This window comes from Paraburkholderia sp. BL27I4N3 (assembly GCF_003386115.1).
Classification (GTDB): Bacteria; Pseudomonadota; Gammaproteobacteria; order Burkholderiales; family Burkholderiaceae; genus Paraburkholderia.
The window spans coordinates 6404410-6427342 of the sequence record NZ_QREJ01000001.1 but is presented as its reverse complement, the minus strand read 5'-3'; the positions used below and the strand labels follow the sequence as shown (position 1 = coordinate 6427342).

The window sequence follows — 22933 nt, the reverse complement described above, 5'->3', positions numbered from 1 at the left end:
GGAGAACATCATGATCAAGAACGGCACTCAACATATTGCGTCGCTGCGCGACGGTCGGCAGGTCTACATCAACGGCCAGGCCGTCGGCGATGTGACGGCACATCCCGCGTTTCGCAATTCCATTCGCAGCTACGCGAATCTGTACGATTTCCAGGCTCGCCCGGAGAACGTTGAAAAGATGACCTTCGCGTCGCCGGATACCGGGCGTCGCATCAGCAAGATCTGGCAACTGCCGACTTCGTACGACGAACTGGTCGAGCGTCGCTCCGCGCTCGAAGCGTGGACGGAACTCCACTATGGCTTCATGGGCCGTTCACCCGATCACGTCGCATCGTGTATCTCGGGCATGTATATGGGCATCGACGTGTTCGAGCAGTACGATCCGGCGCGTGCCGGCGCCTTGCGGGATTACTACAAATACGCACGCGACAACGACCTCTTTCTCACCTATGTGATCGTCAATCCGCAGGCCAATCAGGCCAAGGCGGCGCACGAGCAGGAAGACAAGTATCTGGCGGTCGGCATCGTCGATCAGGACGCGGAAGGCATCACCGTGCGCGGCGCGAAGATGCTCGCCACCAGCGGCATCATGGCAAACGAGGTTTTCTGCAGTTGCATCCAGCCGCTGCGCCCAGGCGACGAGATGTATGCGTTGTCGTTCGCCATACCCATGAACGCCAAGGGTATGAAGGTGATGTCGCGCAAATCGTACGAAGAGAACTCGCCCTCGGTTTTCGACAACCCTCTGTCGAGCCGATACGACGAAAACGACGCAGTGCTGTACTTCGACGACGTCAAGGTGCCGTGGGAGCGCATCTTCGTGGCCGGCGACGTGGCGATGTGCGCGAAGCAATTCCACGCGACACCCGCGCACAGCTATCAGAACTACCAATGCCAGGTACGCCTGATGGTCAAGTTGCGCTTCCTGGTCGGTGTGGCGCTGAAAATCACGGAAATCAATGGGACTAACAGCTTCCCGCAAGTCCGCGAAACGTTGGGCCAACTCGCTTCTGAAGCGTCGATGGTGGAGGCGTGGGTCTACGGGATGGAAGCGAAAGGCCGGGTGGAGAAGGGCTATTTCGTGCCCGACCGCAACATGCTTTACGGCTCGCAGGTGGTGACGCAGCAACTGTATTCGAAGGTGCTCAATACGCTGCGCGAACTCGCGGGCGGCGGAATGATCATGTTGCCGTCGAGCATTCGCGACTTCGAAAATCCGGACCTCCTGCGCATCATCGAGAAAACTCAGAAATCGCCGGTCTGCAGCCCCGAGGAACGCGTCAAATTCTTCAAGCTCGCGTGGGACGCCGTCGGTTCCGAGTTTGCCTCGCGTCACAACCAATACGAATTGTTCTATGCGGGGGCGTCGTTCGTGACGAAGGGCCACGCATTCCGCACGTACGACTGGCCGCGCGCGACGGGCCTTGTCGACGATCTGTTGTCGACCTATTCGCTCGGCGCCGAACTCGCGACGCTACAGGCCGCCTGATTTCACATTGCATCGATTCCAACTCACACAGGAGAGCAGCATGGCAATCAACAAACTTCATGACGAGTTCCGCACGCTGGAAATGCAGCGGGGCTGGCAATTGCCTGAAGGCTACGATCCCGCGTCTGGCGCGCAGGAACTGATTCTTTCCGGTTCGCTGGATACGGACAACAAGAAAGGCAGCCGCACGCGTTTGCTGCGCTTGCCTGCCGGACTCTTTACGAAGAAACCGTTCGTGCACGACTACTGGGAAGAAGTGTTTCTGGTGGAAGGCGATCTTACGGTCGGCAACGATGAAGCCGGTCAGGGTGGCACATCGTTCAAGGGCTACACCTATGCGGTGCGTCCGCCCGGCGCCTACCACGGTCCGTTCAAGTCGGAAAAGGGCTGCGTGCTGCTCGAGATTCACTACTTCGATCCGGCCTGATCATGTTGCCCGCCATCGACGCCCTGCTTATTCGGCTCGGCAATAGCCATCTCGACGCACAGGCCCTGCTCGCCTCGTGCCTCGAGAACATCGAGGCCGATGCGGATGAGGGCCGGAGGGTCTTCCCGCATGGCATCAGTCCCGCGGCGGTCACGCAGGCGATGACTAGCGATGCGCTGCGTCGACACGGCATTGCAGGCCCGCTCGCGGGAATCCCGATCTCGGTCAAGGACTTGTTCGACGTGCAAGGCGAGATCACCCGGGCGGGGTCGCGCATTCTGCCCGAGCAGGCAGCCGTGCGCGATGCCGTCGCGATTGGCCGGTTGCGGACGGCCGGCGCCGTATTCGTGGGCCGTACCAACATGACGGAGTTCGCGTACTCGGGTCTGGGCATCAATCCGCACTACGGCACGCCGGCGAATCCGTTTGATCGCGAGGCGGCGCGCATTCCAGGCGGGTCTTCGTCCGGAGCGGCAGTGTCAGTGGCGCACGGCATGGCGGCGGCCGCAATCGGCTCGGACACCGGCGGCTCGTGCCGGATTCCCGCGGCCTTGTGTGGCGTGACCGGTTTCAAACCCACCGCTTCGCGTATCTCGCTGGATGGCGCGGTGCCGTTGTCTTCCAGTTACGATTCGGTCGGGTCGCTGGCGCCGAGCGTCGCGTGTTGTGCATTGATCGATTCGGTCATGGCAGGTGACGCGGACGCGCCGACGCCGCTTGCCTCGGTGCGTGGCTTGCGGCTCGCCGTGCCGACGAAGCTGGTGCTCGACGACATGGACACACACGTGGCCAGCGCCTTTGAGCACACGCTCTCCAGACTGACCGCAGCCGGCGCGATTCTGCGAGAAGTGGAATTCGACAGCTGGAACGCACTCGCCGAGTTGACGCAGCACGGCGGTCTTGTGGCAGCGGAGGCGTGGGCGTGGCACGTCAACATGATCTGCAGCCAGGCGAATCAGTATGACCCGCGGGTTCTGTCCCGCATCCGTTTCGGCAGCCAGCAAAGCACAGCCGAATATCTCCGCACCAAAACGCGCCGTTCGCTGCTGTGCAAGCAGGCTGACGTCGAATTGCAGCCGTTCGACGCCGTGGTGTGTCCAACGGTGCCCACTATCGCGCCGCGCATCGCGGATCTCGCCGACGAGCGTGTCTACACGTCCGCAAACCGGCTGCTGCTGCGCAATCCGTCGATCGCCAACATGCTAGATCTGTGCGCCTTGTCGATTCCCTGTCACGAGGTGGGCCGCGCGCCCGTCGGCGTGATGTTGATGGGGCGGCATATGAGCGACCGACGCCTGCTTGCGGTCGGCGCAGGTGTCGAGGCAATTCTGCGTCAAACCGGCTGACAACGCGCACGGGGTCAGCCGTCCGGCACCACGCTCGCTATCCATATCAAGGAGAAGTCCATGTTCAAACGTCTCGCGCTTACTGCCGTGCCAGCCGCGGCCATGCTATGCGCCGCTCTATCGCATGCTGCCGAACCGGCCATGACCAATGGTGGGGTAGTGAAAATCGGTGTGCTCACCGATATGTCTTCCATCTTCTCCGACATCGGCGGAAAGGGTTCGGTGGTTGCTGCGCAGATGGCGGCGGAGGATTTCGGCGGAAAGGTCAATGGCGTCCCCATCAAAGTGATCAGCGCCGATCATCAGAACAAGACCGATGTGGCCGCCACTGTCGCGCGAGACTGGTTCGATAACCAGCACGTGGATATGGTCGAGGACTTGTTGCCGTCATCTGTCGCGCTGGCGGTGTCGAACGTGGCGAAGGAAAAGCATCGGATCGCCATTGCGAGCGGCGCCGGGACCACGCGTCTCAGCAATGAAGACTGCTCGCCGTACACGATTCAATACTCGTACGACACGTATGCATTCACCACGAGTCTCGTGAAGTCGATGGCGCGCAGCGGCGACAACACATGGTTCTTTCTGACCGTCGACTATGCGCTCGGCGCGTCGCTGGAAAAGGATGCGACTGCCGCGCTGACCGCATCTGGCGGCAAAGTGGTGGGCAAGGCAAAGCATCCGATCAACTCGTCGGATCTGTCGTCTTATCTGTTGCAGGCTCAGGCATCGAAAGCAAAAGTGATCGGCCTCGCCAACGCGGGCAGCGACACCGTGAACGCGATCAAGACGGCCCGCGAATTCGGTGTGATCGGGCAAGGCAAGCAAAAGATCGCGGGCCTGCAGTTGTTTATCAGCGACATCAACAGTCTTGGCCTGCGGGCGGCGCAGGGAATGATGCTGACCACGCCTTTCTACTGGGACCGCGACGACGCAAGCCGCGCCTGGTCGCAACGCTTCTTCGCGAGAACCGGGCGCATGCCGACGCTGGTCCAGGCGGGCGTCTATTCGTCGACGCTCCATTACCTGAAAGCCGTCCAGGCGAGTGGAACCGATGCGGCCGATACCGTCATTGCGCAAATGAAGAGGACCCCGGTCGACGATTTCTTCGCGAAGAACGGCACGATTCGCGCCGACGGCCTGATGGTTCACGACATGTATCTGGCCGAGGTCAAGAGCCCGCAACAGTCCAGGAAGCCGTGGGACTACTACACGATCAAACAGGTCATTCCGGCGCAGGAAGCGTTCGCGCCGCTCAGCGCGAGCCGCTGCACGCTCGTCACCGCGAAAGCCAACTGAATCGAATTGCGTGTGCCGAAGCATCGAACGGGCACACGCCTACAAGGAGTCTGTGATGAAAGCAATTTCGTTTGAGGTCGAAGACAGTCACGGTTCGTTCGAGCGAACCATTTCGATCGACACATTGGTTATCGCCGGCTGGACCGGTCGCGATACCGTCGCCATGGAAAACCACATTCGTGAGCTGGAAGAGTTGGGAGTCAAGCGCCCGGCTTATACGCCCGTCTTTTACCGCGTCGCGGCCGAACGCCTCGAACCGACACTGAAGATCCAGGCGACCGGCACGCAGAGCAGCGGCGAGGTGGAGTTCGTCCTGTTGAAAGACGCGGGCGAAACGTTCGTCGGTATCGCGTCCGACCACACCGATCGCGAAGTGGAGACCTACGGCATCACGGTATCGAAGCAGATGTGCGGCAAGCCGTGTTCACGCAAGCTCTGGCGCTTGAGCGAAGTCGCCGGTCATTGGGACGATCTGGTGCTGCGCTCCTACGCGACGATCGACGGCGAGCGTGTGCTCTATCAGCAGGGCAAGGTGACAGCCATGCGCGCACCACAGGATCTGCTCGACGAGTTTGCCCGCCGGGACGGCCGCTTCGTGGATGGCACGGCGATGCTCTGCGGCACGCTCGCCGCGTTCGGCGGCATCAGGCCGGCCGAGCGCTTCGACATCGAACTGGAAGATCCGATCCTGCGGCGCTCATTGACGCATAGCTATGCAATCGAGACGCTCCCCGTGGTCGGCTGAAACCCTCTTTTTTTACAACGCACGCGTCCAATGGACAAGGAGAGCGGGTATGGCACACACCGACCTGATTCTTGAAACCAGCAGCCTCACCAAGTCGTTCAACGGCTTTACGGCTGTCAACGCCGTCGATTTGTGTGTCCGGCGCGGCACGATCCACGCACTGATCGGGCCGAACGGCGCGGGCAAGACGACTTGCTTCAACCTGTTGACCAAGTTTCTGACGCCGACGTCCGGGCAGATTTTCTTCGACGGTAAGGAGATCACGAGCGCGGCGCCGGCTTCGATCGCACGACGCGGCGTGATTCGATCGTTTCAGATCTCCGCAGTGTTTCCGCATCTGAGTCCGGTTGAGAACGTGTGTGTTGGTTTGCAACGCGCGCTCGGCGTGTCGTTCCGTTTCTGGATGAGTAGCGCGGTGCTGGGCCGACTCAGGAAGCGCGCGCTTGAATTGCTCGATGAAGTGGGCCTGGCCGCATTCGCCGACGTTAAAGCCGCCGAACTTTCATACGGCCACAAGCGAGCGCTCGAAATTGCCACGACGCTCGCGATGGATCCGGTGCTGATGTTGCTCGACGAACCGACACAAGGCATGGGACACGAAGACGTGGACCGGGTCACGGCACTCATCAAAAAGGTCTCGGCGGGCCGAACGATTTTGATGGTGGAGCACAACATGAAAATCATTGCCAGCATCTCGGACGCGATCACTGTGCTCCAGCGTGGGGAGATTCTCGCGGAAGGCGCCTACGAAGTCGTCGCCGCCGACCCTCGCGTGCGGGAAGCCTACATGGGGACCGAAAATGGATCGCTTGAACACTGAACGCCTGGAGAGCCAGTCGTCGGCGGACAGTCAGCCAGCGCGTGCCGACGTTCTGAATATCAAGGGACTGCATGCGTGGTACGGGGAATCGCACATTCTGCACGGCGTCGAAATTCGCGCGGCACGCGGCGAGGTAGTCACGTTGCTGGGACGCAATGGTTCCGGCCGCAGCACGACGCTCAAGTCCGTCATGGGTTTGACCGACGCGCGTCGCGGGTCGATCTGCGTGAACGGCAGGGAAACGATCGGGATGCCACCGCAAGGCGTCGCGCGATTGGGAGTCGGTTACTGCCCGGAAGAGCGCGGTATTTTCGCCGGTTTGTCGTGCGAAGAAAACCTGCTGCTGCCGCCGCGGTTGCCGGTGTCGAACGCGACTGGCATGTCGCTTGAAGAAATCTACGAGATTTTTCCAAACCTCGCGGAACGCAGAGCGAGTCAGGGCACGCGCCTGTCGGGCGGCGAGCAGCAAATGCTGGCCATTGCGCGGATTCTGCGCACAGGCGCCAACCTGTTGCTACTCGACGAAATATCGGAGGGACTGGCGCCCGTAATCGTGCAGACGCTGGCGCGCGTCATCACGCTTCTCAAGTCGCGCGGCTTCACGGTGCTGCTGGTCGAGCAGAACTTCCGGTTTGCGGCGCCACTTGCCGACCGCTTTTACGTGATGGAGCACGGGCAGATCGACGAAACATTCGACGCAGCCCTTCTTCCCGAAAAGACGGGTGTGCTTCAGGAACTGCTCAACGTTTGAACAGGAACATCATTGTGGAACTCTTTGGTATTCCGCTTGCGGCGTTCTCCAGCCAACTGGTCATCGGTCTCATGAACGGCTGCTTCTATGCTGTCTTGAGTTTGGGCTTGTCCCTCATTTTTGGGCTGCTGAACGTCATCAACTTCACGCACGGCGCGTTCTTCATGCTCGGGGCGCTTTTCGCATGGATAGGCACGAACTATCTGGGTCTCGGCTATTGGCCAATGCTGATCGCCGCGCCGTTCGTGGCGGGCGCGTTAGGGGCGCTCGTCGAGCGGACCATGCTGCGCCGGATCTACAAGCTCGATCATCTTTACGGACTGCTGCTCACATTGGGCCTGACGCTGATCATAGAAGGACTGTGCCGGTCCTTTTATGGCGCATCGGGCATGTCTTATTCCGCGCCCGAAGGGTTGATGCAACGCATGCAGTTGGGTTTCATGGTGCTGCCCGCGTATCGAGGATGGGTGGTGGTGGCGTCGTTGCTCGTGTGCGCCGGAGTCTGGTGGACGGTCGAGCGTACGAACCTCGGTGCGCTGCTCCGGGCGGCGACAGAGAACCCCAAGCTAGTCGCGGCATTCGGCGTCAACGTGCCTGCCATGGTTACGTTGACATACAGCGGCGGCGTGGCACTCGCCGCGCTGGCCGGCGTGCTCGCAGCACCCGTCATGCAGGTGTCGCCGCTGATGGGCCAGAGCGTGATCATCACCGTGTTTGCGATTGTTGTGATCGGCGGCATGGGGTCGATCGCGGGATCGGTCATTACCAGTCTGTGCCTTGGCCTGATTGAAGGGCTGACCAAGATGTTCTATCCGGAAGGGTCCGCGACGGTTGTATTCGTGATCATGGCGCTCGTGCTGCTCGTGCGCCCAAGCGGTCTGTTTGGCAATTCGAAGTGAGGCACATCATGCGAAATTGGATTGTAGGGGTTGTGGTGTTGGGCGGTTTGGCCGTCGCTCCGTGGCTGGGCGCCTATCCGGTGTTTTTGATGAAGCTGATGTGTTTCGCACTGTTCGCGTGCTCGCTGGATTTGCTGCTCGGTTATGTCGGCTTGCTGTCATTCGGGCACGCGGCGTTTTTTGGCGGGGCCGCTTTTATCGCGGGCAGCGCCATGCGGGACCACGGCTGGCCTCCGGAGGTGGCGTTGCTTCTCGGTACCGGTGTGGGCGCGGCGCTCGGGTTGATATTCGGGCTTTTCGCGATTCGCCGCAAAGGAATCTATTTTGCAATGGTGACGCTGGCCTTTGCGCAGATGCTGTTCTTTTTCTGCGTTCAGGCGCCGTTCACGGGTGGTGAAGACGGTTTGCAAGGCGTGCCGCGCGGGCGTCTGTTCGGTGTGCTTCCGCTCGATAACGATCTAACGCTGTATTTCGTGATTCTGTCGATCACGGCGGTCGTCTTTCTGTTTCTTGGCCGCGTCATTCATTCTCCGTTTGGAAGAATCCTCACGGCGCTGCGCGAGAACGAAGCGCGGACTATTTCGCTGGGTTACGACGTGGATCGTTTCAAGCTACTCGCGTTCGTACTATCAGCGGCAATAGCGGGGCTTGCCGGTGCGATGAAGACGCTGGTGCTGGGTTTCGCGACACTCTCGGATGTGCATTGGTCGCTATCCGGCACGGTCATTCTGATGACGTTGATCGGTGGCCTTGGAACGCGGCTGGGTCCGGTGGTTGGGGCGGTGATCGTCGTCGTGCTGGAATCCAGGTTGGCTGCGTTTGGCGGCTGGCTGGCCGACGTGACGCAAATTGCCTGGTTTCAAGGGTTGGGCGAGTCGGTCAGCGTGTTGACCGGCGTGATGTTCGTCGCCTGCGTGTTGCTGTTCAAACGCGGCATCGTCGGGGAATGCGCGCAATGGCTGGAGCGGCGCAGGCGCGTGCAAGCCCTCGGCGCCGCACGCCCGGCGCAGCACGACGCAGTGCGGACAGGGCTGGCCGAAGGGCAAGGCGGGTAATTCGAACTCCCTCATTCAGCGCTAATTCTGGGCGCGCAATATGTATTCGTGGCTGGCCGGGGTACTTCGTAAAGAACCGCCGTTCAATTGGGAACGGAGTCGCGAATAACCGGCCAACAACTTCGCGATAGCGCGAGCCGTATTCCATACCCAGAATGAAGCGGGAATTTCGAAGGAGAAGGACCATGAACAAGTTTTTGCGTAACACACTGATTGCCGGCATGATCGCTTTGCCGACTGCGGCGTTCGCACAGTCCGCCGCGCCGATCGATGAAATGCAGGTCGAAACGGTGGCCTATGAAGTGATCGGTATCGATTCGCCGCAGATGTCGGCGCATACGGCTGCGGCTCTCGGCAGCAACGGCACGCATGCGAGTACAGCTCCCGCCGAATTGTTGCATCCTGGCTATGACGTAGGCCTGAAGTCGATTTACTTGCGTCACTAAAACCGGATATGAAACGCATCAACCGGCACCATCCGGCTCGATCGGCAAACTGACCGTCGCAACGATGCCGGACTGCCCGTCATCGCGATTGCGCAGCGTTACCGTCCCGCCGTACCGCGTGACAATCGCTTTCACAATCGATAGCCCGAGCCCACTGCCTTCAATGTCCGTATTGGCGCGAAAGAACCGGTCGAACACGCGGGGCAGCAAGGTTTCGTCGATACCGAAGCCGGTGTCCTTCACTTCGACAGAGACCATGCCGTCGTGCACGCGGGTCGACAAATCGATCGTGCCGCCGTCGGGCGTATAGCGAACCGCATTGCTGACGAGGTTCTTGATCACCGTGCCGATGTCGAGTTCGATTGCGCGCACGTTGGCGCTGACCATTTCGTTCGCGCCGATATCGATGCCACGCTGCATGGCAATCGGCAGCACGTCGGAAATAGCGTTGACGACGGCGGCCGCGACATCGACGCTGACCATGGCCCGTGTCAGCGATTGACCGACCGGCGGCGCGTCCGCGCGCGCGAGCCGCAGCAACTGCGAAATCAGATTGCTGCTTCGGGTGATGCCGCCCTGGAGCGCGCGAAACCGTTCCTGATTACTGGGCACAATGTCGCGTTGCAGATTATCGGCCTGCAATTGCAGCGCCGTGAGCGGCGTGCGCAACTCGTGCGCGGCGTCGGAAATGAATTTGCGTTCACTCTCGATAGAGCGGGCAAGCCGCTCTATCATCAGATTGATCGAGCGGATGAAGGGCAGCAATTCGGTGGGTACACGGGCGAGCGGCAGCGCCTGCAGATGGTTCACATCGATAACGCGGACTTCGTTGCCAAGCCGGTTCAGTTCCCGCAACGAATGATTCACGACGAGGATAACAGCGGCCCACACGAGCGGAATGAACACGACGATCGGCCAGAGCGTCTTCGTCGCGGCGGTCGCCTCGATCTCATGACGTACTGAGAGGCGTTGCGCGACCTGCACGGTCTGAGCGCCGCCGCGAGCCGTATAGATCCGCCACCGTTCGCCATTCACTACCGGCGACGTGAAGCCTGCGGCCGCATCGCGCGGCAGGAGCAGCGATGGCTCGGTGGTTCGCACCGGCTGCGTCTCGCCATCTTTCCAGATGACGATGAAAATATCGCGCGCGTCTTGCGATCCGCGCGCCGGCACCTTCGGAATGCCTTCGCCGAAGCCGATTCGCAAACGCGATGCGACCTGTTCCATGCGCAGGTCGAGCACCGCGCTCATGCCGGCCACGCAGAACTGGTAGGAACTGACGCCCTGCAGAATGGCGAACAGGCTCACCACGGCGCCAATTGCGATAACGAGCTGGTTGCGGAGCGATTTGAGCATGTCTGTGGGCGACAAGAGGAACGAGTGACCAAAACGCGAGAGCGTGCGCGCCATCATCGCATTAACGCCAGGGTGGGCGCTCCGGCATCGCGACGTGAGGCCGCCCGCTCATTTTCGGCCTTTGCCTGCGGGGTCGGCGGGAACGATCTGGACATGCTCGATCGCGGCTTCCACCAGATCTTCGGCGTTGCGCATACCGTCGGCGGATGCGGCCAGCGCATTCAGGCGTCCGTCGATGAGAAGCAAAGCCAGCCCGTGAACGTACGCCCACGCCGCGGTCATGGCAATGGCCTGGGCCGCAGTGATTCGGCCTGACGAGGATCTATCTTCCCCGGCGCGGTCGGTGGGCGCGCTGACCACGCCGGCCAGGGCGCGCGCGGACGCTAGCCGCGCCTGCACGAGGGCGGGGCGCGCCGCGTCGAGCATTTCGCTGCGCGACATGAGGTGCAGCAAATCTGGATTGGCCACCGCAAAGCTCACGTAGCCGCGGGCGATGGCTTTGCGCCGCGCCTGGCCCGCTTCGATACCGTCTGCCTGCGCCGGCATCGTCGCGGCGAGCCGCCGGTGTCCGCTGGCGGCGAGTTCGCTCAACACGCCGGCGGTATCGCCGAAATGATGCTGGGGCGCCGTATGCGATACGCCGGCTTCACGTGCAATGGCGCGCAACGTCAGGCCGCGAATGCCGTCGCGCCGTAGCACGATCTCCGCCGCTTCAAGCAGCGCATGGGGCAGCGCGCCGTGATGATAGGGTTTCTCGCGTGACGCATGGTCGGCTGAGGTTCGGGCGGGGGCTGCGGCTTTAGGTGAGGTGGACGTCTTGCGGCGTGACGTTGCTTCTTGCATGGTCGCTGGTCGTGGACAGTATTTTTACAATGAAAAGATATAGTGACCGGCTGATAGGGAAAAGTCAAAGACGAGCGAGCGCATCACGCTGCGGGCCATGTTGTACCAGTCGGGCAAGATAGAGTTACAGCGGTAAGATCCGGCCGGCATCACGATGTTTGACGACATGCCGGTGTGTCTCGCCGGCCACGCCGACCAGCAACAGAAAGATCGAACCGGTGGCCGCGGCACTCGCGCTCGCCACTGAGATATCTATGAGCCATTCAAGGAAGTCGGCCATGGGTCGTCCCTTTCGTTACCATGGCGATGATCGTATCGGCCTTGAATTAGTGGTGAATTAGCGCGGCGTCAGGCTAACGTATGCTTCGCGCCAGGCGGGCGCGATACCGCGAGCCAGGCCGTGCGTCGCCAGACGGCCTGGACCATTGTCGGCCGACCTGGTAGCATCACGCGCAGAGACGCCGTGGCTCGTGGCTAGTCGGCAGCCCTGCAACTCGCTGGACATCTGGATAGATTGGGTATGGAAAAGAAAAGCTCGCGGATTCGCCGGGAAGCGCTGTGCCCGCCGATTGGCGCGCTGCTGCGCTATCAGGCGCGCATCGTACGCGTCGTGGCCGAAGCGCGCGGCCAACGGGCGATGATCGAATCGCTCGACACCACGGGCCGCACGTTTGTCAGCACCGTGAAATGGAACAGCCTGCGCGAACTCGGCGCCCAACTGTTCTGATAGCAAAGGCCGTCGAATCGGCCTGAAATGAGCGGCAAATCAAATAGTGGGAAGCCAGTGTGCGGCGCATTGGCCTCGTGATATTAGGGAATGCCTAAGCTTGAGCCGGCGGCGTCCAGCGTCGTAAAATCGTCGCACATCGATTTGAGGGCCCAGCAATGCGTCTGGCTTCTCGTTGCGATTTCAACCGCGCCTTGCACCGCCCGTCTTTGCAGTCCGATACCCGGCGGCGCCCGGCCCCGCGGCGTTCCATGCTGTTTCAATCCGCTCCTCGCAATGAGGCTGGCGGCGCTCGCGGATTTGTCGTTCGATCCGCATCATGACCCCGCTCATTTCCGTCAAACGGCTCAACAAGCGCTTTCCTGGCGTGAGGGCGCTTCACGAAGTCCAGTTCGAACTCATGGCCGGCGAAGTCCATGCGCTAATGGGTGAGAACGGCGCCGGCAAGTCGACGTTGATGAAAATTCTCGCCGGCGTGTACACACGGGACACCGGTGAAATTCTCTATGACGGCCAGCCGGTCGATTTCCAGAGCCCGCGCGAGGCGCAGGCCGTGGGCGTCGGCATCATTCATCAGGAACTCCAGCTGATGAACCATCTGAGCGTCGCGCAGAACATGTTCATCGGCCGTGAGCCGCGTGGACGCCTCGGCCTGTTCCTCGACGAAGACAAGCTCAACGCACAAGCTCACGACATACTCGCCCGCATGCACGTGACTCTCGACCCGCGCGCGGTGGTCGGCACGCTCACTGTCGCGAGGCAGCAGATGGTCGAAATCGCCAAGGCCTTGTCGTTCGATTCGCGCGTGCTGATCATGGACGAACCGACTTCGGCGCTCAACGACGCCGAAATCGCCGAGCTGTTCCGCATCATTCGCGAGCTGAAGAACCGGGGCGTCGGAATCATCTATATCTCGCACAAGATGGATGAGCTGAAGCAGATTGCCGACCGCGTCACCGTGTTGCGCGACGGGGAATATGTGGCCACGGTCGCGGCGAAAGACACCACCGTGCAAGCGATCATCGGCATGATGGTCGGGCGAACCTTGACCGACGCCGCGCCTTCCCAGCACGTCCCCAACGAAGGCGAGGTCGCCCTCGAAGTCACCAGGCTGAATGCCGGCCCGCTGGTGAGAGACGTGAGTTTCGCGCTGCGCAAGGGCGAGATACTGGGTTTCGCGGGCTTGATGGGCGCCGGCCGCACCGAAGTCGCCCGCGCGGTGTTCGGCGCCGATCCGATCGAGTCGGGCGAGATCGTCGTGAAAGGCGTGAAGGCATCGATCAGGAATCCGAGCGATGCAGTGGCGCGCGGCATCGGCTATCTCTCGGAAGACCGCAAGCGTTTCGGCCTCGCTACCGGCATGAGTGTCGAATCGAACATCGTGATGTCCAACTTGCGCAAATTTCTGTCGCTGAATTTTTTCCTGCGCCGCGCGCAGATACGCAAGACCGCTGCCCATTTCATCAATCTGCTCGGCATTCGCACGCCTTCCGCGACGCAGGAAGTGCGGCTGCTGTCGGGCGGCAATCAACAGAAAATCGTCATTGCCAAATGGCTCGAGCGCGACTGCGACGTGCTCTTCTTCGACGAGCCGACGCGCGGCATCGACGTTGGCGCCAAAAGCGAAATCTACAAGCTGCTGCGCGCGCTCGCCGACCAGGGCAAGGCAATCATAATGATTTCGTCGGAACTGCCGGAGATCCTGCGCATGAGCGACCGCATCGTCGTGATGTGCGAGGGCCGCATTACCGGTGAACTTTCAGCGGCTGGGGCGACCCAGGAGCGCATCATGCAACTGGCGACGCAGCGCGAACCCCTAAACGCGGCGTGAGCCTCGAGAGGTCTTTCATGACATTGCCATCGGATGCATCGGCGCTGGGTAATAAAAAGACGTTTTCGGGCCTGAGAGCCCGCGTTTTCACGCCGACCGCTTTGCAAAAGCTGCTCGCCTTCGGGAGCCTGATTCTGCTGCTGGTGTTTTTCAGCTTCGCGTCTCCCGCGTTCATGCAGATGGACAACATGCTCGGGATTCTGCAGGCAACGGCGGTGAACGGCGTGCTGGCGATTGCCTGCACGTTCGTCATCATTACCGGAGGCATCGACTTGTCCGTGGGCACGCTGATGACCTTCACCGCGGTCATTTGCGGCGTGTTCCTGACCTACTGGCATCTGCCGATGTGGACCGGCGTGCTGGCCGCGATCGGCACCGGGGCGATCTGCGGGACCGTTTCGGGCACGCTCACGGCGAAAATGAAAATACCGCCGTTCATCGCCACGCTCGGCATGATGATGCTGCTGAAAGGGCTGTCGCTGGTTGTCTCGGCCGACAAGCCGATCTATTTCACCGACACCGAAAACTTCTACATGATCTCGCAGGATTCGCTGATCGGCGACCTGTTGCCGAGCCTGCCCGTGCCGAACGCGGTCCTGATTCTATTTTTCCTCGCGGTGGTGAGTTCGATCACGCTCAATCGCACGGCGCTTGGCCGGTATACCTTTGCGCTCGGCAGCAATGAAGAAGCCGTGCGTTTGTCCGGCGTGAATGTCGACCGGTGGAAGATCGCCATTTACGGCCTGAGCGGAGCGATTTGCGGCATTGCCGGGCTATTGATCGCCTCGCGCCTGAATTCGGCGCAGCCGGCGCTAGGCCAGGGTTACGAACTCGAAGCGATCGCGGCCGTGGTGATCGGCGGGACGTCGCTGAGCGGCGGCGCGGGCACGATTCTCGGCACGATCATCGGCGCGTTCATCATGAGTGTGCTGACCAACGGTCTGCGCATCATGTCGGTCGCGCAGGAATGGCAGATCGTGGTGACCGGTCTCATCATCATTCTCGCGGTCTATGGCGATATTTTGCGGCGCAAGAAAAGCTGACGCGACACGGAACAGGATAAGGAATGGAGCGCCATAAGCTCCCCAACGGCTGAAGTTGATAGCCCATCTTAGGAGGAGAAACACCATGTTGAAAAGAAAACTAATCGGTGTCGTGGTCGGCGTTGGCGCTCTCGTTGGCGGGACGAGCGTGACATACGCGGACACCTATATCCCGCTTATTTCGAAAGGGTTCCAGCATCAGTTCTGGCAGGCCGTCAAATCCGGCGCCGAACAATCGGCCAAGGAGCACAACGTCAGGATCACCTTCGAGGGGCCGGAAACCGAAGCCATGGTCGACAAACAGATCGACATGCTCTCGGCCGCGCTCGCCAAGAAGCCGCAGGCACTCGGCATCGCCGCGCTCGATAGCAAGGCGGCCATTCCACTGTTAAAGCGCGCCCAGGCCGGCAAGATACCCGTGATCGCTTTCGACTCCGGCGTGGACAGCGATATTCCGCTGACGACTTGCGCAACGGATAACCTCGCGGCGGCCGCCCTCGCTGCCGACAAGATGGCCGAAGCGATCGGCAATGCCGGCGAAGTCGGCGTGATCGTGCATGACCAGACAAGCCGCACCGGCATCGATCGCCGCGACGGCTTCCTCAATGAAATGAAATCGAAGCACCCGAACATCAAGATCGTCTCGGTCCAATATGGTGGCGGCGACCATTTGAAGTCGGCGGAAATCGCCAAGACGATGATCCAGGCCAGCCCCAATCTCAAGGGCATTTTCGGCGCGAATGAAGGCTCGGCGGAAGGTGCCGCGATCGGCGTCAAGGAATCGGGCAAGAAGCTGGTGCTGATCGGCTACGACTCGGGCAAGGAGCAGAAGGACGACATCAATTCGGGCTTGATGGCCGGCGCCATCACGCAGAACCCGGTCGGCATCGGCAAGTGCGTGGTCGACTCCGCGGTGAAGGCGCTGAAGGGCGAGAAGTTGCCGAAGAAAGTCGACACGGGCTTCTACTGGTACGACAAAACGAATATGACCGATCCGAAGATCGCAGCCGTGCTCTACGATTGATCGCCGCCGCCTGATGCGGCGCGAGGGAAGGGTCGCGGCATCCCTTCGATGCCACGGCCCTCTTGGCTATTAGACCGAAGTCGATGGCTGTCGCAGAGGAGTGTGTTCAGATGCCCACGATCACCAGGCTGTCCGTCCGTGACATTCGGTTTCCCACCTCGCGTTCGCTGGACGGCTCCGATGCGATGAACGCCGCGCCGGATTACTCGGCCGCCTATGTCACGCTCGAAACCGATTCGCCCGACGCGCTCACCGGCCACGGCCTCACCTTCACGATCGGACGCGGCAACGAGATTTGCGTCGCCGCGGTCGAGGCGCTGGCTCCGTTGATCGTCGGTAAAAGGCTTGAGGATATCGCCGCGAACATGGGCGCTTTCTGGCGCGCGCTGACGTCGGATAGCCAGTTGCGCTGGATCGGGCCGGACAAGGGCGCGATTCATCTGGCGACGGCGGCTGTCGTCAACGCGGCCTGGGATCTGTGGGCCAAGGCGGAGGGCAAGCCTGTGTGGAAGTTGCTTGTCGACATGAGCCCCGAAGAACTCGTGCGCTGCCTCGATTTCCGCTACGTGACCGATGCGATCACGCCGGAGGAAGCCATTGCGATGCTGCATCGCCATGCGAAGACGCGGGGCGAACGCGAAAAGGAAATGCTCGCGCAAGGCTATCCCGCCTATACGACATCGGCGGGCTGGCTCGGCTACGACGACGACAAAATCCGCCGGCTCGCGCGCGAAGGTGTCGCGCAGGGCTGGACGCACTTCAAGCAGAAGGTGGGCGGCAATCTCGACGAGGACATGCGCCGCGCGCACATTCTGCGCGAAGAAATCGGCGATGGCCGGAAGCTCATGATGGACGCCAACCAGGTGTGGGATGTCGACGAAGCGGTAGCGAACATGCGGCGCCTCGCGGAATTCGATCCGTGGTGGATCGAAGAGCCCACGAGTCCCGACGACATTCTCGGCCACGCGGCCATCCGTCAACGGCTTCGGCCGATCGGCGTCGCGACCGGCGAGCACTGTCATAACCGGGTGATGTTCAAACAGTTGCTACAGGCGCAGGCCATCGACTTCTGCCAGGTCGATAGCTGCCGGCTGGGCGGTTTGAACGAGGTCATCGTCGTTCTGCTGATGGCGGCGAAATTCGGCGTGCCGGTGTGCCCGCATGCGGGTGGTGTCGGATTGTGCGAGTACGTCCAGCATATTTCGCTGTTCGACTATATCTGCGTGTCGGCCTCGCTGGAAAACCGGGTGCTGGAATACGTGGATCATCTGCATGAGCATTTCGTCGACCCGGTCGTGATCCGCAATGGCCGTTATATGCCGCCGCAGCGTCCGGGTTACAGCATCGAGATGCATGCGGCGTCGCTCGACGAATATCACTTTCCGGAGGGGGCGGCGTGGAAGAGGTGAAACGGCGTTCGCCCCTGGTTCGATAACTTGGCGCGTCGCCGGCATTGAAGGCCTGCATCGACTACACCGCTATACGCTGCCGTTCTCAACTACACGGCCTTCCGCGCGCCAGCGCAGCATGCCGCCGGGAAGGTTGGCCACCCGCTCGAATCCGGCCTGGCGCAGCATGACCGTGGCTTGTGCCGAGCGTCCACCGGCCCGGCACACCGTCACGATCGGGCGATCCTTCGTCAGTTCCGCGGTCCGCCCGGCGAGCTCACCCAATGAAATGAGCCTGGCTGCCGGAATGCGTCCCAACGGTCCGTTGAACTCTTCAGGTTCCCGCACATCGACTATTTCGACCGCAGGCAGATTTTCCTCCAGCCACTGAGCGCTAATTTCCCAGATGCCGGCAAAGCTGCAGGTCAGCGGCGCCCAATCGGGCTCGCTCATCTGCGTGGGGACGCTCGCCGCGAGGCCGCATTTCAGGTTCGCGGGCACCGCTACGTCGATTTGCTTCGGATGCGGCAGGTGCAGGTTCGTCATGTATCCGGTGAAATCGTCTTCGCACAGTTCGCCGCCGAGGCGTGGATTGAAGCGCCGCTCTTCGCCCACGCTCGTGACCGTCAAACCGCGATAGTCGTGAGCCGGGTAGAGCAGGCACGCGGCGGGCAGCGTGAAAATCTGCGCATGCACCGCGCGAAACAGGGTGTGCGCGTCGCCGCGCTGGAAATCCGTGCGGCCCGTGCCTCGGATCAACAGGCAATCGCCGGTGAACGCCATGGTTTCGTTGTCGAGTACGAGCGTGATGCATCCATCGGTATGGCCCGGTGTCGCGCGTACCATCAGGTATCGTGAGCCGAACTCGACTTTGTCGCCGTGGCTCAGATAGCGGTCCGCGCCTTCGGCGCCGCTCGCCGCCGAAATCGCAATGCGGCTGCCTATGCGGCGATTCAGCATCCACGCACCGCTCACGTGATCGGCGTGGACGTGGGTGTCGATCGTATAAAGCAGATGCAAGCCGAGTTCTTCGATCAGCGCGGCATCCCTGCGCACCTGTTCGAACACCGGATCGACCAGCACCGCCTCTCGCGTCGTGCTATCGGCAAGAAGATAGGTGTAGGTAGACGATTGCTGATCGAATAGCTGCCGGAAGATCAACACGTTTTCGCTCCGCGGCGCGCTCCCGCGAGCGCTTGAGATGGCGGCCCATGCGGTGTCGCCGATTACCCCACCGGCAGTCCGGTTGGGCGCTGCCCCGCTCGGAGGTCCGGGCGCATGAATGTACCCGGACTCACCTCGCGCGCCGGACGCTTTGCACTGTCCGGCGCGCGTCGCTCCAATCCGCGCGTGTTACTTCGGTTGCTCGACGTACCGCAGATAAGGCTTCACGGTTTTGAAACCCTGCGGATATTTTTGCTTCGCGGCGTCGTTGGAAACAGATGTTGGAATGATGACGTCTTCACCCGGCTTCCAGTTGACCGGTGTCGCCACCGTGTGTTTCGCGTTGAGTTGCAGCGCATCGAGCAGGCGCAATACTTCGTCGAAATTGCGGCCCGCGCTCATCGGATAGACGAGCATGGCCTTGACCTTCTTGTCCGGGCCGATAAGAAACACCGAGCGTACGGTCGCGTTGTCGACGGCGGTGCGCGGGCCGCCGCCGCTCGCTTCGGGATGAATCATGTCGTAGAGCTTCGCGACTTTCAGGTCGGAGTCGCCGATCAGCGGGTAATTGATTGCATGGCCCTGTGTCTCGGCGATGTCCTTGACCCACTCCGTATGGTCGCTGACCGGATCGACGCTCAGCCCGATAATTTTCGTGTTGCGCTTATCGAATTCCGGCTTGAGGCCTGCGAGGTATCCGAGTTCCGTGGTGCAAACGGGTGTGAAATCCTTAGGATGCGAAAACAGGACTGCCCAATGGTCGCCGATCCATTCGTGAAAATGGATCGTCCCTTCGGTGGTTTCCGCTGTGAAATCGGGAGCGTCTTCTCCTAATCGAATCGACATCATTAGTCTCCATAGGTCGGGTGCAGGGTTCGAGTGCCACGGTCGAAGCGAGGTCCGCCGGGCTGCCGGAGTATTGAATGGCGATAGGACTGTCTCGAGATTACTTCCGGCCGGTTGCACCGTACCGCGCCGGAATAGCGTCTACGGCGTGCAGCGGAGTCTGTGGCTTCCCCGGATAGCCGTGATACGGGACAGACATCGAGACGCGCCGCGAACCGCATCTATAGCGTAGAACAAAAAAGACTTTTGTAGTTAGCGGACTGTAGGGCGAATCCGCCGTCGTGGCAGCGAAGTTGCTTGTACTCCGAAGAAAAGGAGCGCGTGCTTCGATTTGGGCGGGTCGCGATCCTGTCTGATCAAAGCCCTAAACAGACCGCCCCTGCCGCGACGATCAGGCACGCGAGCCAGCGCCTGGCGCTTACCGCTTCCCGCAAAATCACGCGCCCGATCAGCACCGCGAACACCACGCTGGTCTCTCGCAACGCGGACACCGCACCCATCGCGCCTGACTGCATCGCCCAGATCACGATGCCATACGCCGCGATCGACACCAGGCCGCCAGCAAGCGACAACCCGACGGCGACGGGCTCCGCTCTCACGGGTGTCCACAGAGCCTCGTGCCCGCGCATCGCGACGAACAGCACCGGCATCAGCCAGTAGAACATGAACATCCAGGCGGTATAAGCGAGCGGTTCGCCGCCGGATAAGCGCACGCCGATGCCGTCGATCACGGTATAGAGCGCGATCGACGCACCCGTCGCCAGCGCGGCCAATACACCCGCGCGCGACACGCGCCCGCCCTGCAGCGCGAGTGCGATGATGCCGCCCGAGATCAGCGCGACCCCGAGCGCGTGCAAGGGGCCGATCGCCTCATGCGCGAAGAGCGCCGCGCCGAGTGTGACGAGCAGCGGCGACGAGCCGCGGGCGATCGGATAGGCCTGCGCCAGATCGCCGCGACGATAGGCTCGCACGAGGCAGACGTTGTACACGATATGCACGAGCCCCGACGCGGCGACGTACGGCCAGGCCGCGTCGGCGGGCCGAGGCGTGAATACGATCACGAGGGTGGCGACCGCGGCGATGGCGATACTCATCCACGTCATGGAGAGGAAGCGGTCGCGGTTGCCGTGCAGCATCGCGTTCCAGCTCGCGTGAAGCAAAGCGGCAATGAGGACGAGACCGCCGGTGTAACTGAGCATGCGGGTTCAGGACAGGAAAAGAGTGTGGGCGAGCCAGAGTTAGCGGAGCAATAAGAAGCTTATCTATCTTGTAGCGCAGCCACAAACCAGTTAAATTGGCGGTTCGCGTTAGATAAACTCTTGCGAATGAAGCGAACACTGCCGCCGCTCAACGCCCTGCGCGCCTTCGAGGCCGCCGGCCGTCTCGGCAGCTTCAAGGAAGCCGCCGCCGAACTGCACGTGACACACGGGGCAGTGAGCCAGCATGTGCGCGCGCTCGAAGAGTGGCTTGGTGCATCGTTGTTCGAACGGCACAACCGGCGCGTCGCATTGACGCCGGCAGCGAAGGCTTATCTGGCGGAAATCGGTCCTTTGTTCGAGGGGCTCTCGCAGGCCACGGCCCGATACGGATTCCCTGAAACGCTCTCCCGGACACTGTCCGTGAATGCGCCCGCGAGCTTCACCTTGCGCTGGCTGGTGCCAAGACTGACGACCTTCCGCGCCGCGCATCCCGACGTGGACGTCAGTGTGCACACATCGAACGAGTCGTTGGAGAGTCTGAAGGAGACATACGACGTGATCGTCCGGGGCGGCCCGGACACGTTCTATGGCTATTCGATGCGGCCTTTCCTGTCCGAGGAGCGAGTGCCTGTTTGTAGCCCGGCGCTCTTGCAGCGCCTGCCGCTCCGAACGCCGGACGATATGCGGCAGCACACGTTGCTGCATACGTCGAGTCTTCCGCGGGTCTGGCCGGACTGGCTGGCGAGCGCGGAGGTTCCAGCACTCAGGCCAGCCGCCGCGCTGACCTTCGACCACTTCTTTCTGACATTGCAAGCGGCCATCGACGGGATCGGCGTCGCGATGGGACCGACCGCTCTGATCGCCGACGACCTCGCGGCCGGCCGGCTCGTCGCGCCGTTCGCCGGTCCTCGCTTGCCGTCGCGAAGCTATTGCACTTACGTTCCGGATGCGAAGTCGGCGGATGAACTGGTCGTGCTGTTCCGCGCATGGCTCGAGCGCGAAGGATGCGCTCACTCATGAACGTCGAAAGGAACCCGCCTGGACGCGTCCCTGTCGACCTGGTAGCATGAGATGCTGTGCGCGCAGTGTCTGTCGAATCAGGAGCGGTCTTATGCGGAAGCGGAAGTTCGCAGGAAAGATGACTGGAGAATCGAGTCTGCCGGAACTGCTGAACCGGCTCGAGTTGGCATTGGCTGGCATGCGCGATCACACGTCTGTCTGCAAAGCACTGTCGGATCTCAACAGGCGCCTCGGCTCCGCCAGCGAGCAAGCTTCCGTATGTAGCGGCCGACCCACGGCCTCGCGGCGCCCGCGCCCGCGCCAAATGGCAATGCAGTCTTTACCGCTGTTTTCTTGAACGCCAAAGATCGATCTGAATAGCGCATAGCGGAGCGGCTGACTAGCATGGGAAACCGAAAAAACGTCAGCACACGCTAGGCGAGCAACAACAAGGCATCAGCGAGCGACAATACTGTCGTGCGCGAATCGAAGGCCGTTGAAAACAGATGATCGTGCACGACCTGATCCGGGTCGTAACAGCAATCCTTGACCGTCAATAAGCGGAAGTCCGCGTCACTCGCGTACGCAACCGACGACAGCACCACGCCGGTCGACGCTATCCCAACCATGATTAGCGTATCGATCCCCTGCGTGGAAAGCCGCGCCTGCAGGTCGGTACCGAAGAACACGCTGGCACGATGCGCGGTGATGAGCGGTTCAGTAGCCAACTGGCCGAGTTCGGGCGCGATCTCGTCGTCGACGAAGAGGCCTGGTTGCTTGATTCCCTGCCCGTTTCTGTTCAACGGACTGACTTCCGGATAGCCGGGACTGAAGTGGATCCTGGCGAAATAGACGCTGACACCTTTGGCCCGCGCGGCGTCGCACAGCTTGCGCGTATTGGCGAGCAGAGAAGGTGCGACTGATGGAAATAACCGCATGATGTCCGTCTGATAATGCATGACCACCAGAGCGGTTCGCGCGGGCACGATAGCTGGAATCCGCATGTCGAGACTCTGCGTCGCGGCGGCGCTTTCCATGCCTTGTTGATGATCTGCCGGAGCGGCGGGTTCAGATTCAAGGCGTGGCGGCATAAGGGCTACGCGATAGCGAAAAAGAGCCCGACTCTAGCACGACCGCGTGCGACTGAGCGGCCGGCCTGGAACTCTCCAGGCCGGCCACAGGCCACCGACGACACGACATGGAAGCGTGGAAGGTCCAAAAGAATCGCGACGCATCGCT

23 protein-coding genes are annotated in these 22933 nt (G+C 61.4%); 16 read left to right on the top strand and 7 right to left on the bottom strand.

Annotation, left to right across the window (positions count from 1 at the left end; translation table 11 throughout):
• The first annotated feature begins 10 nt into the window (after positions 1-10).
• The 10 genes from B0G71_RS29225 (at position 11) to B0G71_RS29180 (ending at position 9274) form a co-directional block, all read left to right on the top strand.
• On the top strand, positions 11-1489 hold the full coding sequence (locus tag B0G71_RS29225) for a 4-hydroxyphenylacetate 3-hydroxylase family protein (protein ID WP_116146144.1): 1479 nt from the start codon (positions 11-13) through the stop codon (positions 1487-1489).
• A 40-nt stretch (positions 1490-1529) separates the two neighbouring features.
• The gene (locus B0G71_RS29220) at positions 1530-1916 is read left to right on the top strand and encodes a cupin domain-containing protein (RefSeq protein WP_116146142.1); all 387 of its coding nucleotides are present in this window, start codon (positions 1530-1532) and stop codon (positions 1914-1916) included.
• A 2-nt stretch (positions 1917-1918) separates the two neighbouring features.
• Positions 1919-3262 (top strand): amidase, encoded by a 1344-nt coding sequence (locus tag B0G71_RS29215; RefSeq protein ID WP_116146140.1) that lies wholly within the window; start codon positions 1919-1921, stop codon positions 3260-3262.
• Positions 3263-3322: 60 nt separating this feature from the next.
• A complete protein-coding gene (locus B0G71_RS29210; protein ID WP_116146139.1) occupies positions 3323-4558 on the top strand; it encodes an ABC transporter substrate-binding protein in 1236 nt (411 codons plus the stop codon).
• Between the two features lie 55 nt (positions 4559-4613).
• A complete protein-coding gene (locus B0G71_RS29205; protein ID WP_116146137.1) occupies positions 4614-5303 on the top strand; it encodes a DUF2848 domain-containing protein in 690 nt (229 codons plus the stop codon).
• A 49-nt stretch (positions 5304-5352) separates the two neighbouring features.
• A complete protein-coding gene (locus B0G71_RS29200; protein ID WP_116146136.1) occupies positions 5353-6123 on the top strand; it encodes an ABC transporter ATP-binding protein in 771 nt (256 codons plus the stop codon).
• Entirely contained in the window at positions 6104-6874 is a 771-nt protein-coding gene (locus B0G71_RS29195; protein ID WP_116146134.1) for an ABC transporter ATP-binding protein, read from the top strand. Before B0G71_RS29200 ends, B0G71_RS29195 begins: the two co-directional genes overlap by 20 nt.
• A gap of 14 nt (positions 6875-6888) precedes the next feature.
• Positions 6889-7773, top strand: coding sequence for a branched-chain amino acid ABC transporter permease (locus B0G71_RS29190; RefSeq protein WP_116148976.1), 885 nt, complete (start codon positions 6889-6891; stop codon positions 7771-7773).
• 8 nt (positions 7774-7781) lie between these two features.
• Positions 7782-8828, top strand: coding sequence for a branched-chain amino acid ABC transporter permease (locus B0G71_RS29185; RefSeq protein WP_116146133.1), 1047 nt, complete (start codon positions 7782-7784; stop codon positions 8826-8828).
• A 185-nt stretch (positions 8829-9013) separates the two neighbouring features.
• Positions 9014-9274, top strand: a complete 261-nt coding sequence (locus tag B0G71_RS29180; protein WP_116146131.1) for a hypothetical protein — start codon at positions 9014-9016, stop codon at positions 9272-9274.
• A gap of 18 nt (positions 9275-9292) precedes the next feature.
• Here the strand turns inward: B0G71_RS29180 and B0G71_RS29175 are convergent, their stop codons facing one another.
• The 3 genes from B0G71_RS29175 to B0G71_RS41520 form a co-directional block, all read right to left on the bottom strand.
• Positions 9293-10630, bottom strand: a complete 1338-nt coding sequence (locus tag B0G71_RS29175) for a HAMP domain-containing sensor histidine kinase (protein ID WP_116148974.1) — start codon at positions 10628-10630, stop codon at positions 9293-9295.
• 108 nt (positions 10631-10738) lie between these two features.
• Positions 10739-11473, bottom strand: coding sequence for a TetR/AcrR family transcriptional regulator (locus tag B0G71_RS29170; protein ID WP_116146130.1), 735 nt, complete (start codon positions 11471-11473; stop codon positions 10739-10741).
• 124 nt (positions 11474-11597) lie between these two features.
• Complete coding sequence (locus B0G71_RS41520) at positions 11598-11753, bottom strand: hypothetical protein (RefSeq protein WP_181196497.1); 156 nt, start codon at positions 11751-11753, stop codon at positions 11598-11600.
• A gap of 240 nt (positions 11754-11993) precedes the next feature.
• Between B0G71_RS41520 and B0G71_RS29165 the strand changes: the two genes are divergently transcribed.
• The 5 genes from B0G71_RS29165 to B0G71_RS29145 all read left to right on the top strand — a co-directional run bounded on the left by B0G71_RS29165 (position 11994) and on the right by B0G71_RS29145 (position 17507).
• Positions 11994-12200, top strand: coding sequence for a hypothetical protein (locus tag B0G71_RS29165; RefSeq protein ID WP_116146128.1), 207 nt, complete (start codon positions 11994-11996; stop codon positions 12198-12200).
• A 319-nt stretch (positions 12201-12519) separates the two neighbouring features.
• A complete protein-coding gene (locus tag B0G71_RS29160) occupies positions 12520-14031 on the top strand; it encodes a sugar ABC transporter ATP-binding protein (protein WP_116146127.1) in 1512 nt (503 codons plus the stop codon).
• A gap of 17 nt (positions 14032-14048) precedes the next feature.
• Complete coding sequence (locus B0G71_RS29155; protein WP_116146125.1) at positions 14049-15074, top strand: ABC transporter permease; 1026 nt, start codon at positions 14049-14051, stop codon at positions 15072-15074.
• A gap of 85 nt (positions 15075-15159) precedes the next feature.
• Complete coding sequence (locus tag B0G71_RS29150; protein WP_116146123.1) at positions 15160-16098, top strand: ABC transporter substrate-binding protein; 939 nt, start codon at positions 15160-15162, stop codon at positions 16096-16098.
• Between the two features lie 110 nt (positions 16099-16208).
• Entirely contained in the window at positions 16209-17507 is a 1299-nt protein-coding gene (locus B0G71_RS29145) for an L-fuconate dehydratase (RefSeq protein WP_116146122.1), read from the top strand.
• 69 nt (positions 17508-17576) lie between these two features.
• Here B0G71_RS29145 and B0G71_RS29140 read toward each other — a convergent pair whose 3' ends face one another.
• The 3 genes from B0G71_RS29140 to B0G71_RS29130 all read right to left on the bottom strand — a co-directional run bounded on the left by B0G71_RS29140 (position 17577) and on the right by B0G71_RS29130 (position 20695).
• Entirely contained in the window at positions 17577-18647 is a 1071-nt protein-coding gene (locus B0G71_RS29140; protein ID WP_116146120.1) for a rhodanese-like domain-containing protein, read from the bottom strand.
• A gap of 192 nt (positions 18648-18839) precedes the next feature.
• Positions 18840-19496 (bottom strand): peroxiredoxin, encoded by a 657-nt coding sequence (locus tag B0G71_RS29135; RefSeq protein WP_106279132.1) that lies wholly within the window; start codon positions 19494-19496, stop codon positions 18840-18842.
• 356 nt (positions 19497-19852) lie between these two features.
• Positions 19853-20695 carry a DMT family transporter gene (locus B0G71_RS29130; RefSeq protein ID WP_116146118.1) on the bottom strand — a complete coding sequence of 281 codons (843 nt, stop codon included), beginning with the start codon at positions 20693-20695 and terminating at the stop codon, positions 19853-19855.
• Positions 20696-20821: 126 nt separating this feature from the next.
• Here B0G71_RS29130 and gcvA point away from each other — a divergent pair, with 126 nt between their 5' ends.
• Positions 20822-21715 carry a transcriptional regulator GcvA gene (gcvA, locus tag B0G71_RS29125; RefSeq protein ID WP_116146117.1) on the top strand — a complete coding sequence of 298 codons (894 nt, stop codon included), beginning with the start codon at positions 20822-20824 and terminating at the stop codon, positions 21713-21715.
• Positions 21716-22128: 413 nt separating this feature from the next.
• Here gcvA and B0G71_RS29120 read toward each other — a convergent pair whose 3' ends face one another.
• Positions 22129-22731 carry an isochorismatase family cysteine hydrolase gene (locus tag B0G71_RS29120; RefSeq protein WP_116146115.1) on the bottom strand — a complete coding sequence of 201 codons (603 nt, stop codon included), beginning with the start codon at positions 22729-22731 and terminating at the stop codon, positions 22129-22131.
• Between the last annotated feature and the right edge of the window lie 202 nt (positions 22732-22933).

Excerpts from the sequence above, each read along its gene's own strand:
- B0G71_RS29225 (WP_116146144.1), top strand. The coding sequence starts at position 11 with ATGATCAAGAACGGCACTCAACATATTGCGTCGCTGCGCGACGGTCGG.
- B0G71_RS29220 (WP_116146142.1), top strand. The coding sequence starts at position 1,530 with ATGGCAATCAACAAACTTCATGACGAGTTCCGCACGCTGGAAATGCAG.
- B0G71_RS29215 (WP_116146140.1), top strand. The coding sequence starts at position 1,919 with ATGTTGCCCGCCATCGACGCCCTGCTTATTCGGCTCGGCAATAGCCAT.
- B0G71_RS29210 (WP_116146139.1), top strand. The coding sequence starts at position 3,323 with ATGTTCAAACGTCTCGCGCTTACTGCCGTGCCAGCCGCGGCCATGCTA.
- B0G71_RS29205 (WP_116146137.1), top strand. The coding sequence starts at position 4,614 with ATGAAAGCAATTTCGTTTGAGGTCGAAGACAGTCACGGTTCGTTCGAG.
- B0G71_RS29200 (WP_116146136.1), top strand. The coding sequence starts at position 5,353 with ATGGCACACACCGACCTGATTCTTGAAACCAGCAGCCTCACCAAGTCG.
- B0G71_RS29195 (WP_116146134.1), top strand. The coding sequence starts at position 6,104 with ATGGATCGCTTGAACACTGAACGCCTGGAGAGCCAGTCGTCGGCGGAC.
- B0G71_RS29185 (WP_116146133.1), top strand. The coding sequence starts at position 7,782 with ATGCGAAATTGGATTGTAGGGGTTGTGGTGTTGGGCGGTTTGGCCGTC.
- B0G71_RS29180 (WP_116146131.1), top strand. The coding sequence starts at position 9,014 with ATGAACAAGTTTTTGCGTAACACACTGATTGCCGGCATGATCGCTTTG.
- B0G71_RS29175 (WP_116148974.1), bottom strand. The coding sequence starts at position 10,630 with ATGCTCAAATCGCTCCGCAACCAGCTCGTTATCGCAATTGGCGCCGTG.
- B0G71_RS29170 (WP_116146130.1), bottom strand. The coding sequence starts at position 11,473 with ATGCAAGAAGCAACGTCACGCCGCAAGACGTCCACCTCACCTAAAGCC.
- B0G71_RS41520 (WP_181196497.1), bottom strand. The coding sequence starts at position 11,753 with ATGGCCGACTTCCTTGAATGGCTCATAGATATCTCAGTGGCGAGCGCG.
- B0G71_RS29165 (WP_116146128.1), top strand. The coding sequence starts at position 11,994 with ATGGAAAAGAAAAGCTCGCGGATTCGCCGGGAAGCGCTGTGCCCGCCG.
- B0G71_RS29160 (WP_116146127.1), top strand. The coding sequence starts at position 12,520 with ATGACCCCGCTCATTTCCGTCAAACGGCTCAACAAGCGCTTTCCTGGC.
- B0G71_RS29155 (WP_116146125.1), top strand. The coding sequence starts at position 14,049 with ATGACATTGCCATCGGATGCATCGGCGCTGGGTAATAAAAAGACGTTT.
- B0G71_RS29150 (WP_116146123.1), top strand. The coding sequence starts at position 15,160 with ATGTTGAAAAGAAAACTAATCGGTGTCGTGGTCGGCGTTGGCGCTCTC.
- B0G71_RS29145 (WP_116146122.1), top strand. The coding sequence starts at position 16,209 with ATGCCCACGATCACCAGGCTGTCCGTCCGTGACATTCGGTTTCCCACC.
- B0G71_RS29135 (WP_106279132.1), bottom strand. The coding sequence starts at position 19,496 with ATGTCGATTCGATTAGGAGAAGACGCTCCCGATTTCACAGCGGAAACC.
- B0G71_RS29130 (WP_116146118.1), bottom strand. The coding sequence starts at position 20,695 with ATGCTCAGTTACACCGGCGGTCTCGTCCTCATTGCCGCTTTGCTTCAC.
- gcvA (WP_116146117.1), top strand. The coding sequence starts at position 20,822 with ATGAAGCGAACACTGCCGCCGCTCAACGCCCTGCGCGCCTTCGAGGCC.
- B0G71_RS29120 (WP_116146115.1), bottom strand. The coding sequence starts at position 22,731 with ATGGAAAGCGCCGCCGCGACGCAGAGTCTCGACATGCGGATTCCAGCT.